The sequence below is a fragment of the Anaeromyxobacter sp. genome (assembly GCA_016718565.1).
Lineage (GTDB): Bacteria > Myxococcota > Myxococcia > Myxococcales > Anaeromyxobacteraceae > JADKCZ01.
The window spans coordinates 417892-429329 of sequence record JADKCZ010000001.1 but is presented as its reverse complement, the minus strand read 5'-3'; the positions used below and the strand labels follow the sequence as shown (position 1 = coordinate 429329).

At 78.8% G+C, this 11438-nt stretch carries 11 protein-coding genes; 3 read left to right on the top strand and 8 right to left on the bottom strand.

Annotation, left to right across the window (positions count from 1 at the left end; genetic code table 11):
• Positions 1 to 6: 6 nt before the first annotated feature.
• The 5 genes from IPO09_01875 to IPO09_01855 form a co-directional block, all read right to left on the bottom strand.
• Positions 7 to 630, bottom strand: coding sequence for a hypothetical protein (locus tag IPO09_01875; protein ID MBK9516099.1), 624 nt, complete (start codon positions 628 to 630; stop codon positions 7 to 9).
• A gap of 83 nt (positions 631 to 713) precedes the next feature.
• Positions 714 to 1136 carry a peptide-methionine (R)-S-oxide reductase MsrB gene (msrB, locus tag IPO09_01870; GenBank protein MBK9516098.1) on the bottom strand — a complete coding sequence of 141 codons (423 nt, stop codon included), beginning with the start codon at positions 1134 to 1136 and terminating at the stop codon, positions 714 to 716.
• A gap of 90 nt (positions 1137 to 1226) precedes the next feature.
• The gene (locus tag IPO09_01865; protein MBK9516097.1) at positions 1227 to 2396 is read right to left on the bottom strand and encodes a thioredoxin domain-containing protein; all 1170 of its coding nucleotides are present in this window, start codon (positions 2394 to 2396) and stop codon (positions 1227 to 1229) included.
• Positions 2397 to 2881: 485 nt separating this feature from the next.
• A complete protein-coding gene (locus IPO09_01860) occupies positions 2882 to 4609 on the bottom strand; it encodes a protein kinase (protein MBK9516096.1) in 1728 nt (575 codons plus the stop codon).
• Positions 4609 to 5433, bottom strand: a complete 825-nt coding sequence (locus tag IPO09_01855; protein ID MBK9516095.1) for a hypothetical protein — start codon at positions 5431 to 5433, stop codon at positions 4609 to 4611. The genes IPO09_01860 and IPO09_01855 overlap by 1 nt, the downstream gene beginning before the upstream one ends.
• A gap of 209 nt (positions 5434 to 5642) precedes the next feature.
• On the opposite strand from IPO09_01855, the gene IPO09_01850 reads away from it, so the two are divergent.
• The 3 genes from IPO09_01850 (at position 5643) to IPO09_01840 (ending at position 9655) form a co-directional block, all read left to right on the top strand.
• Positions 5643 to 7694 carry a response regulator gene (locus tag IPO09_01850; GenBank protein MBK9516094.1) on the top strand — a complete coding sequence of 684 codons (2052 nt, stop codon included), beginning with the start codon at positions 5643 to 5645 and terminating at the stop codon, positions 7692 to 7694.
• Positions 7695 to 7837: 143 nt separating this feature from the next.
• Positions 7838 to 8428: a hypothetical protein gene (locus IPO09_01845; protein MBK9516093.1), complete on the top strand. Its 591-nt coding sequence runs from the start codon at positions 7838 to 7840 to the stop codon at positions 8426 to 8428.
• 177 nt (positions 8429 to 8605) lie between these two features.
• Positions 8606 to 9655: a hypothetical protein gene (locus IPO09_01840; GenBank protein MBK9516092.1), complete on the top strand. Its 1050-nt coding sequence runs from the start codon at positions 8606 to 8608 to the stop codon at positions 9653 to 9655.
• 75 nt (positions 9656 to 9730) lie between these two features.
• Here the strand turns inward: IPO09_01840 and IPO09_01835 are convergent, their stop codons facing one another.
• The 3 genes from IPO09_01835 to IPO09_01825 are packed head-to-tail and all read right to left on the bottom strand — an operon-like array spanning position 9731 to position 11148.
• A complete protein-coding gene (locus tag IPO09_01835) occupies positions 9731 to 10294 on the bottom strand; it encodes an OmpA family protein (protein ID MBK9516091.1) in 564 nt (187 codons plus the stop codon).
• Between the two features lie 47 nt (positions 10295 to 10341).
• A complete protein-coding gene (locus IPO09_01830; GenBank protein ID MBK9516090.1) occupies positions 10342 to 10692 on the bottom strand; it encodes a hypothetical protein in 351 nt (116 codons plus the stop codon).
• Between the two features lie 39 nt (positions 10693 to 10731).
• On the bottom strand, positions 10732 to 11148 hold the full coding sequence (locus IPO09_01825; GenBank protein ID MBK9516089.1) for a hypothetical protein: 417 nt from the start codon (positions 11146 to 11148) through the stop codon (positions 10732 to 10734).
• Between the last annotated feature and the right edge of the window lie 290 nt (positions 11149 to 11438).

Genomic DNA, 11438 nt, shown 5'->3' with positions numbered 1-11438 from the left:
CCCGCCCTACTGGTAGGCGCGCAGGAAGAAGAGGCCGTTGGTGCCGAGGTCGGTGGAGCTGGAGCCGCCGCCGGTGTGGATGACCAGGCCGACCTGCCCCTCGATGCCGAAGGAGAAGTGGGGATCGGCCAGCCACTCGACGCCCGCCGCCGGGAGCAGCTGGATGTCGGTGCGGCTCTGCGAGGCCGTGCCGGCGGTGCTGCCCACCGAGACGATGGCCAGGCCGAGCCGCCCGCCGGCGTAGGCCTGGAAGGTGCGGCTGGGCCGCACCATCAGGAAGCCGCCGGCGCCGAGGGCCACCACCGTGGTGCTCGGGCCGCCGCCGCTGGCGCCCTGGCGGCCGAAGCCCAGCCACGGCTCGATCCGGAGGGTGCCGAGGTCGATGGGCAGGTAGAGGCTCACCGGGGCGGGGCCGCCGGCGGCGAAGGTGTCGGCGCCGGTGACGGCCAGGCCCACACCGAGGTGCGGCGCGCCCGGCCCCGAGTCGCGGACGGCGGGCGCCTCCCGGGCCGAAGGGCGCGCCTCCCGGGCGGGGGCGGCCGGCTGCTCCTTGGCCGGGGCGGCCAGCGCGGCCGGGGCGAGGGCCAGCAGGCCGAGGAGGAGGCAGGAGCGGAGGGTCGTGGAGCGCATGCGGGGTGTCCTCGCGGTGGGGCTGCGGCCGGTGGGTCCGGCGCGGCTGGACCCCAGACTCTGACCGATTCCCCCGCCCGCCGCTACCGCGGCGCCGGGTCGAGCGGCTGCCCCTCCGGCACGTGGCGCATGGCGACCGAGTTCATGCAGTACCGCTGGCCCGTCGGCCTGGGCCCGTCCGGGAAGACGTGGCCGAGGTGGCCGTCGCAGCGGGCGCAGCGCACCTCCTCCCTGGTCATCCCGTAGGAGCGGTCGACCACGATGGTCACCGCGTCCGGGCCGACCGGGCTCGTGAAGGAGGGCCAGCCGGTGCCCGACTCGAACTTCTCGCCGGCGCGGAAGAGCGGGTTCCCGCAGCCGGCGCAGACGTAGGTGCCGGGGTCGTGGGTGCCGACGAAGCAGCCCTGGTGGGCCCGCTCGGTGCCGTGGCCGCGCAGCACGGCGTAGGCCTCCGGGGTGAGGCGCTGGCGCCACTCGGCGTCGGTGAGCGTGAGCTTGGCTGGCATGGTGGGCCTCCGGTGGCGGCCCGGGAGATAACGGGGCGGCGGCGCCGACGCCAGCGGCGGGTCGCACCCGGCCGGCCGTCCTGCGCCCCGCTACGGCGCGGCCGGCTTGAAGACCTCGACCGGCAGCCGGCCGGCGTACTGCACCCCGCCCACCAGGTAGGTGGGCGTGGCCTTGATGCCGTCGGCGATGGCGGAGGCGATGTCGCCCTGCAGCCGCCGCTCGGTCTCCGGCGAGGCCAGGCAGGCGCGGAACGCCGCCAGGTCGAGCCCCTGCTCGGCGGCCAGCGTCTCGACCGGCCGCTTGCCGTGGCGGTTCTCGAAGAGGGCGTCGTCCATGGGCCCGAGCTTGCCCTGGGCCTCGGCGCAGATGGCGGCGCGGGCGTAGGCGCAGGCGTCCTGGTGCATGGGGCGCTTCACCACCGGGTTGCAGGCCACGTCGAGCGGGAAGTGGCGCTTCACCACCCGGATGTCCGGCCGGTGCGACAGCACCACCTTGAGGTCGGCGTGGGAGACCGCGCAGTAGGGGCACTCGTAGTCGCTGTAGACGATGGCGCCCGCGGCCGGATCGCGCGAGCCGGGCGGCAGGGTCGGGACGGCGGGGGCGCCGGCCGGGGCCGCGGCGGGCGCCGCCAGGAGCGCGGGCACGCGGGGGCGCTCCCAGTAGCGCGGGTAGAGAGAGGCCAGCAGCGCGATGGCCGCCAGGCCGAGCACGGCCACCGCCGAGGCGCGGCGCGGCGCCAGCCCCAGGGCGGCCAGGTCGGCGCGCACCGCGGCCAGCGGGCCGGCGGGCGGACAGGCGGCCCAGGCGGCCACGAGCAGGAGCAGGGCGATGGACCAGGAGGCCATGCAGAGCACGCACCAGGCGCCGATGAGGAGCTTGGAGATCAGCGCCAGCGCCACCGAGGCGCCCACCGCCGCGGCCGCGACCAGGAGGAGGAGCCCCGCCGGCCAGCCCGGGTGGAGCCGTCGCGGCGTGAGCCCCCACCCGGCGAGCGCGGCGGCCAGGCCGTAGCCGAGCGCGCCCCAGACCGCCACCGGCAGGCGCAGCACCACCGAGAAGGGGCTCATGGCCACCTTGTCGCAGTTCATGGTCTCGCTGATGGCGCAGAAGCTGGAGAGCCCGGCGTGGGCCTGCTCGTGCAGGCGCACCAGCACCAGCGCCACCACCAGGCCGCCCAGCGAGAGGAGGAGCGCCGCCAGGAAGGCGAGGCGCGGCGTGGCTGCTGGGGGCGGGCTGGCCGCCTGGGCCTTGCGGGTCATTGGTGTCCGGTCGAGGTCAGTCGATCTGGCAGGGCTTCACCGGCTCGCAGGGAGCGGGCTCGGCCGGCTTCGGCGCGGGCGGCTTTGGCGCGGCGGGGCTGGCCGCGACGGCCGGCTTCACCGCGACCGCCGGCCTGCCCGAGGCAGCGGCCTTGGCCGCGCCCGGCGGAGGGGTGGCGGAGGGCGCGACGGCGGCGGACGCGCCCACGGGCGCGGCCGTGGCGGGCGCGACCGCGGGGGGCGAGGTGGTCTCGGCGGCGCCGGCGGAGAGCGCCAGGGAGGCCGCGAGCGCGGCAGCGGGGAATCTCATAGGGGGACCTCGACGGGGCAGTTAACCCGGGGACCGCCCGGGGCGCAACCAGCCCTGGTGGAACCGGCGGGCCGACCGGTTCTTCCGTCACCGGCCCCGCCCCCGGACCCGTCGGGGCCGCGGTGGCCAGCCCGCGCCCCGGCGGGGGGCGTCCGCCTGCCGGCGCCGGGGGACCCTAGGGCCCGGGTCGCGCCGGCGCCTTCTCGCCTGGCCCCTTGCCACGCAGGGCGTCGCGCTCGCGCTCGGCCGCAGCGGCGCGCGCCGCCTCCCGGTCGGTGGCCGCCCGGGCCGTGGCCAGCGCCGCCGTCCGCTCCGCCACCTCGCGCTCCAGCCCCAGGCGCCGCTCCTCCAGGAGGCGCACCCGCGCCTCGAGCTCGGCGGCGTGGCGCCGCGCCTCGTCCCGCTCGCCGGCCCGCAGCCCGGCCTCGCGCTGGGCCAGCCCCTGGCGCGCCTCGGACCCCACCAGCGAGTCGCGCGTCACCTCGAGCTGGGCCGCCAGCCCGGCCGCCCGCTCCCCCGCCTGGCGCGCCTCGCCCTCCCGCCGCGTCAGCTCCTCCCGCGCCAGGGTGGCCTCCTCGCGGGCGGCCCCCAGCGCCTGCTCCAGCCGCGGCAGCTGCTTGAGCCGCCCCTCGATGCGCCCCAGCTCCTGCTGCTTGGCGGAGGCCTCGCCCTCCATGCGGGCGGTCTCCCGCTGCAGCCCCTCCCTGGCCCGCTCCAGGCCGTCGATCTGGCCGCGCAGCGCCGCCTCGCGCGCCGCCAGCTCGACCACCCGGCTGGTGAAGACGTGGTAGGCGGCCAGGGCCAGCGGGGCGACGACCGCCAGCACCGCCGCCAGGGTGAGGAGCTCGCGGGCGTGGCGCCGCGAGAAGAGCAGCGCCTGGCGGCCGGCCGAGCGCCGGTCGTGCCAGGTGGGCTCCAGGGCGCGGTAGCGGCGCAGCTCCTCGGCCAGCGCGCCGGCCGAGGGCGGGCGGTCCTCGGGCCGCGGGGCCAGGGCCCGCTCCACGATCTCGCGCAGCCGCACCGGCAGGCCGGCCGACAGCGGCGGCGGCGCCGGGTCGGCCCCCTGCTCGCGCCCGCCGTGCGGCGCCAGGCCGGACAGCAGGAAGTAGAGCGTTCCACCCAGGGTGTAGACGTCGGAGGCCTCGGAGGGCGGCAGGTGGTCGCGCCACTGCTCGGGCGCCATGTAGGCCACCGTGCCGATGGGGGTGGAGCCGGGCGAGGACGAGGCGGCCAGCGAGGTGGCGATGCCGAAGTCGGCCAGCATGACGCGGCGGCTCTCCGGCGTGAGCAGCACGTTCTCCGGCTTGACGTCGCCGTGCACGACGCCGGTGCGGTGGGCCGCGTGGACGGCGCGCGCCAGGTCCTCCACCAGCCGGGCCGCCTCGGCCGGCCCCAGCCCCACCTGCGCCTCGGCCAGCGAGCGGCCGATGCGGATGGAGCCGGGCGCCTCCTCGTCCGGGTCGGCGCAGACCGCCATCTCCACGTAGAAGGGGCCGCCGTCGATGCGCCCGGCGTCGAAGACCGGCACCACGTGCACGCTGGGGATGCGGCGGGCCCGGCCGGCCTCGCGCCGCACCTGCTCCACGAACTCGCTCATGCCGGGGCCGGGGCGCAGCAGCTTGACCGCCACGTACCCCTCCAGCGGCGGGCGGCGCGCCAGGTAGACCTTGCCGTGGGCCCCGGCCCCGAGCTCGCGCTCCAGGATGAAGGGGCCGAGCTCCACCGGGTAGGGGCCGGCCGGCAGCGGGGCGTCGGGCCGGTCGTAGTGGGCCAGCAGGCGGGCCACCAGCGCCTCCAGCCCGGCGTCGCCGCCGCACAGCTCGGCGGTGAGCCGCGGCCACTCGGCCCGGTCGTACTTGAGCACCACCTCCACCACCACGTCCGCGCCGATGGGGGTCGACATCACGCCTCCTCGCCCGCCTGGCGGCGGCCCTCGGCCGCGCCGCCGGGCGCCGCGCCGACGCCACCCCTGGCCTCGCGCGCCGCCACCCAGGCGGCGAAGAGGCGCAGGTCCTGCTCCACCCGCGCCGGCGGCAGGCCCAGCGCCGCCGCGATGCGCGCCCGCGGCTCGCCCGCCAGGTAGAAGCGGCGCGCCTGCTCCGCCAGCAGCGCGCCGCGCGCCAGCCTGGGGTCGGCCGCCGCCGCCGCCACCGCCCGCTCCACCAGGCCCAGGTCCGGCGCCACCGCCAGCCTCGCCCAGGCCAGGAAGAAGGCGATGCGCTGCTGCACCATGCCCTTCGACTCGCCCAGCAGGTCGGCGGTCTCGGCCTGGCTGAAGCCGGCGATGAGGTGCCACTCCACGGCGCGGGCGATCTTGCGGCGCCGCGCGATGTGCCGGTCGGCGCGCAGCCGGTCCAGCAGCGAGAGCATCCCCAGCGCCTCCTCGCGCGCCGGCGTCACCGCCTCGCCGGCGATGAGGGTCAGGACCGGCAGCAGCGAGGCCGCCTCGCGCCCGCGCCGCCGCGCGGTGGCCCGGCGCCGCGAGATCCAGAGGCGGCGGATGAGGAACAGGCAGTAGGCGGTGAAGTGGCGCCGGTCGCGGAACGGGGTGCGGCGGCGCAGGATCCGCTCCAGCGCGGTGTGCAGCCCGGCCGTGCCCGCCAGCGACGGCGGCGCGCCGCGGCTCATGGCCCGCACCCGGTCGCGCAGGTCGTCGTAGGCCTCGGCCACCAGCGCCTCGACGCTGGCCCGCCCGGCCGCCCCGGTGGTGGTGGTCTCGTCCGGCATGGATCCGTGGAGCCCGAGCGTACGCCAGGGCGGCGCGCGGCGTCAGGGGTGGCGCGACGCCGGGGCCGCGGGGCCATCCCGATTGGCGCCGGCCGGCGCCGCGTGGGAGGCTGGAGCCGCTGGTGGGGGGGAGCCACGGGGTGGGGCGCGCGCGGCGCGGCCGCCCGGGGCGGAGGGTGGGCCGAAGGGCCCGCCAGGCGAGGAGCCGGGTGCACGTCGAGCGCAGGCCGCTGCTGCTGGCCCTCACCGTCCTCGCCGGCGTCCTGGCGGCCGGCGCGCTGCTGGTGACCCACCTGGCGGGGCTCGACCGGCAGGAGCGCCGGCGCTCCGCCACCGACCTGGCCAGGACCTCGGCCTTCGCCATCGAGCAGGAGCTGGCGCGCTCGCTGGACTCGGCCGCGGTCCTGGCGGCGCTGGTGGCGCAAGGGGCCTCCGACGCGGAGCTGGCCGCGGTGGCCACCAGCCTGCTGCGCCTCCACGGCGCGACCGCCAACCTGCAGCTGGCGCGGGACGGGGTCATCAGCCACCTGTGGCCGCTGGCCGGCAACGAGGCGGCCCGCGGGCTGGACCTGGTCTCCCACCCCATCCACGGCGCCTACGTCCGCAGCGTGCGGGCGACCCGCCGCCCGGCGCTCTACGGCCCGTTCCAGCTGGTGCAGGGCGGCGCCGGCCTGGCGCTGCGGCTCCCCGTGTTCGTGCCGGACGGCGGCGGCGAGCGCTTCTGGGGGCTCTCCAGCGCCATCATCCGCCTGCCGGTGCTGCTGGAGGCGAGCCGCATCCCGCGGCTCGAGCAGGCCGGCTTCGCCTACCAGCTCACCCGCGCCGCCGCCGGCGGCGGCGACGAGCTCCTGACCAGCTCCGGCGGCCAGGGCCGCTCCCTGGTGGACCCGGTCGAGGTGACCGTCCAGCTGCCCGACCAGACCTGGCTGCTGGGCGTGGCCCCCAGGTCCGGCTGGGCCGCCGTACCTCCGCCCCGCGCGCTGCTGGTCGCCGTGCTGGTGGTGGCGCTCCTGGCCGGCGGCCTGGCCTACCGCCTCTTCGGCCTGCCCGAGATCCTGCGCCGCGAGGTGGCGGCGCGCACCGCCGAGCTGGCGCAGGCCCACCAGGCGCAGCAGGCGGCCCTGGAGGCGCAGCGGCAGTCGCAGAAGCTGGAGGCGGTGGGGCTGCTGGCCGGCGGCGTGGCGCACGACTTCAACAACCTGCTGGCGGCCATCCTGGGCCACGCCGACCTGCTGGCGCAGGAGGCGCCCCCCGGGAGCCAGACCGAGGAGGCCGCCCGCACCATCGCCCAGGCCGCCCAGCGGGCCGCCACCCTGACGCGCCAGCTGCTGGCCTTCGCCCGCCTGGGCCACCACCGCCAGGAGGCGGTCGACCTCCACGCGCTGGTGCTGGAGGCCACCGGGCTGCTCGGCCGCACCCTCGACAAGGCCATCGTCCTGCAGGCGCGCCTGGAGGCGCCGCGCCACCACGTGCGCGGCGACCCGGGCCAGCTCCAGCAGGTGATCGTGAACCTGGCGGTCAACGCGCGCGACGCCATGCCCTCCGGGGGCACGCTCACCCTGCAGACCCGGGTGGTGGCCTTCGACGGGGCCGGTGGGCCGGCCGGCCGGGCGCCGGGCGAGTGGCTGGAGCTCTCGGTGACCGACACCGGCGTCGGGATCCCGCCCCAGCTGCGGGAGCGGATCTTCGAGCCGTTCTTCACCACCAAGGGCGAGGGGCGCGGCACCGGCCTGGGGCTCGCCACCGTCTACGGCATCGTCAAGGGGCACGGCGGCGAGGTGGCGGTCTCCAGCCAGGAGGGGGTGGGCTCCTGCTTCACCATCCACCTGCCGCTCCTGGCCACCCCGGCCACGACCGCCGCGCCCGCCGAGGCGGCGGCGCCGCGCGGCGGCGGCGTGGTCCTGGTGGTGGACGACGAGGCGCTGGTGGGCCGCACCGCCGGCCGCCTGCTGGCCTCCCTCGGCTACCAGCCCGAGGTGGTGGGCGGGGGGCAGGAGGCGCTGGACTGGCTGGCCTCGCACGCCGCGCCACCGGCCGCGGTGCTGCTCGACCTGGCCATGCCCGGCATGGACGGGGCCACCTGCTTCCGCCGCATGCGCCAGGCGCTGCCCTCCCTGCCGGTGGTCATCACCTCCGGCTTCGATCGGAACGACCGCGCCCAGGAGCTGCTCGACGAGGGCGCGCGGGAGTTCGTCCAGAAGCCCTACCGGACGCTCGAGCTCGCCACGGCCCTGGCCGCGGCGCTGCGCGACCCGGCCTGAGGCACGGCGCGGCGCCCCGGTCGATTTATCCCCAGGCGCGGCGCCAGGTTGGCTCCTGGTGCGCCCGCCGCCGGTAGCCGTTCTGGCCCCGGGTGGCGCTTCTCCTGTGAAGGGCGGTGAGCGCCGCCCGGGAGACGACCGCCATGCCGACCCTCGACGCCGTGACCAGCGCCCCCTGCAGGCCCGCCGCCGCGGCCACCACGCCCCGCCCGGCCCGCGCCGCCGAGGCGGCGGGCTGGACCGCGCTGCTGGCCCAGGCCCGGCTCTCCGCCGCGCGGGTGCTCCGGCTGCCGACCACCCACCCCGACGTGGAGGATCGGGCGCAGGATGCGCTGGTGGCCTTCCTGGTCTCGGGCCAGGCGCGCTTCGACCCGCGCCAGGGCACGCTCGGGGCCTACGTGGCCACCATCGCCAAGAACCAGGCCCTCACCCACCTCCGCGACCGCTCCACCCGGGCCCGCCTCGACGCCCGCTTCGCCGACGACCGGCCCGGCGCCGGCGGCGCGGCGGGCGAGGCGCCGCAGCGGCAGGTGGACGCCGTGCGGGACCTCGGGGTGGTGCTGGGCCGGCTCTGCGCCGGCCACGCCGAGGCCCTGCGGCGCATCGACCTGGCCGGCGAGGGCATCGGCGAGGCGGCCGCCCGCATGGGCAAGAGCTACCAGGCCATGAACGGCCAGGTGGGCCACGCGCGCGCGGCGGCGCGGCGGGTGGCGCGGGAGCTGCTCGCGGCCTGAGCGGCCGAGCAGCGCTCCCATCCCGCCACCGGATCGGCCCGGGGTGGCGTGGCGCCCGCGGCACACCCGGGCGGGCTGGCCACGCTGGCCCGCTGGCCTGCCGGGCCACAACCCCTCGCCGTTCCAGGCGGCCTGCCTGGCCCCTGCCGTGCAGTGGTGGTGCGGGAGGGGGCCACCGTGACCAGTCACCACCACACCTCGCACCTCCGGCCGCGGGGGCTCGCGGCCATCGCCGTCCTCACCGCCTTCAGCTTCGGCTGCACCACCCTCCGGGTCCCCGTCAGCACGGTGGTGGACCCGGTGCCGCTGCGCGACGGCGCGGCCGACCCGCAGCTCGAGCTCTGGCTGGAGAGCGCCGAGCCCGTCTCGCCGGAGGAGGGGGCGCGCGCCTCGGCGGCGGCCCACGCGGCCTTCCAGCGGGCGCTGGAGGGGCGGCAGGTGGGCGACGGCAGCCAGGTGCTGGTGGTGCGGGCGCAGGGCGTGGCGCGCACCGCCTCGCACCGGCGCGACCAGACCGCCGCGGTGGTCGGCCTGGTGGTGGGATCGGTGGTGGTGCTGGTGGGGCTGGCCGTGTGGCTCTCGAAGGGTGGCGGTGGTGGTGGCGGCCACGGGGGCGCGCCGGCCCTGACGGCGGCGCGGCCGCGGTCGCCGGGCGCCGCCATGGCCGCCTCGCACGCGGTCTGGGCGCCCCGCCCGCTCCCGACGGTGCTCGCGGGCGGCCTGCACCCCCGGCCGCCGGGGCTCCGCCCCCCGACCTCGGGCCGCCACCCCGGCGGGCACGGCAGCGGGCACGTCGCGGTGGGCATCGACGCCCGGGTGGTGGTCCCCGTCGAGCTCGAGCCCGAGCCGCTGGACGGGCCGGTGGTGCTCTCCTCGCAGGTCTTCACCGAGGAGCCGGGCCAGGCCGCCGCGCCGGAGGCGTCGCCCGGGCCCGCCGCAGACGCGCCGCCGTCCGGCGAGGCGCAGGGCCTGGCCGCGGCGTCCGCGGAGGCGGCGCCGCTGGAGGCGGTCTGGCTGGCGCCGCTGCCGCCCTTCGACCCGTCGACGCGCGGCTTCTTCGACCGCGACGCGCTGCTGGTGGAGCTGACCCTGGTGGACCGGGTCTCCGGCGCGCCCCGCCGCACCAAGTGGGTCGAGGCCCGCGCCGACCCGCGCGACGCGAAGGCGGTGCGGGCGCTGCTCGACTCGGCGCTCGGCGAGGCCGAGGGCTGGGTCGAGGCGCCCTGAGGTCGCCCCGGCGCCGCCGCGCGGACGCCGCGGCGCCCCACCGCTCGCGGCGGCGGGGGCCGCGGCCCCGTCGCCCTACCGCCCCGCCACCACGTTCCCGTCGGTGCGCCGCTCGCCCGGCAGCTTGAGCTCGGCGCGCCGGTTCTGGCTCCAGGCCTCCTCGCCGGCGCCCGGCACCAGCGGCAGCTCCTCGCCGAAGGAGATGGCCTGGAGCGGCGCCGTGACGCCCAGCTCGGCCAGGTAGGCGGCCACGGCGCTGGCGCGCTTGTTCCCCAGCGCGATGTTGTAGGCCGCCGTGCCGCGCTCGTCGCAGTGCCCCTCGACCACCACCTCGGCCGGGCGCCGCTGCGAGAGGCAGGTGGCCGCGTCCTTCAGCGCCTGCCGCGCCGGCGCCTCCAGCCCGGCCGAGTCGAAGTCGAACTGGACGCGCGAGAGCGAGCAGGTGGCGGCCGGCGCGGGCTCCGCGGCCGGGGGCGTCGCGGGCGCCGCCGCCAGGGGCGCCGCCGGGCCGGCGCCGTCCACCACCTCGGTGGAGGGCCTGGCGGACTTCGAGGCGCCGGCACAGCCGGCCACCAGCGCGACCAGCAGGCCCGTGGTGGTGAGGGTGAGGAGGGTGCGATCGAGACGGGCGACGGACATCGTGGACCTCGCTTCAGGTGGGCGGGAGAGACCTCCCGCACCCTTCCCTACTCGCGAGGTGGCAGCGGCCTCTCGCCGTCCCGCTCGGGGCCGTCCGCCGGCTGGCGCGGCCCGGCCTCCACCACCGGGCCGCCGGGCTCGCGCTCGATCCACCCGGGCGGCAGCGCCTCCACCACCTGGTCGGCCGCGCGGCCTGCCTGGGGCCCTCCTCCGCGGCCTGGGCCGGGCTGGCCGCCCATGAGGCGCCGCACCGCGCGCACCACCGCCAGCACCACCAGGAACCCGGCGGTGGCCAGCACCACGGCCAGGCCGGCGGTGAAGGCCACCGCGGCGAGCGCGGCGACCAGCAGCAGCACGGCGAGCGTGGGCAGGCAGCCCTGGACGCGGACCTGGCGCATGGGAAGGGAGTCTAGCCGAGGCGCGGGGCGGCGGCGGCGCTACCGCCGGAGGAACACCGCCCGCGGCACCTTCTTGCAGGCCGCCCGGGCGGCCTTCTCGGTGAGCGGGGCGAAGGAGCGGACCAGGGTCCGGTCGTCCGTGCCGGTCTCGCGCTGGGTGCAGGTGCCGAGCCGGCCGGCGCTGGGGCACGCCCCGGCCCGCCAGGTCCCCCTGGCCTGGGCGCAGCGGGCCCTGGCCAGGCCGCCCGGCCAGGCGCCCTCGTAGTCGATGCAGGTGTCGCGGGCCACCTGGCAGCTCCCGGCCAGCACCGCGTCGTCGGCGGGCGGGCTCACCCCGGCGGGCGCCGGCTCGGCGGCGGCGCGCGCCGGTGGCGCCCTGGGCGCGGCGGCCGCGGCCAGCGGCGCGGCGAGGAGGACGGCGAGCAGCGCGCGGAGCCAGGCGGCGCGACGGGGCATGGGGCTCTCCCTCGGGTGGTGTGCCGGAGCGGGCCCGATCGTACCGCGCCCGGGCCGCCCCAGGGGGCGCCGCGCGCGCCGCCCCGTTCACCCGCGGTGTGTCTCCGCCCTACACCGGCGCCGCGGTGGACGCGACGGCCGGCAGCTCGCGCCGCCGCCACAGCAGGGAGACCGCCGGGTAGACCAGCCTGGGTGGTGGAGCTCGAGCAGGCCACCGCGGAGCTGGACGCCATCTGCCGGCAGCGCTCGTGGGCGTCGAGGTCGCCGCCGGCCAGGAAGAAGAGGGTCCA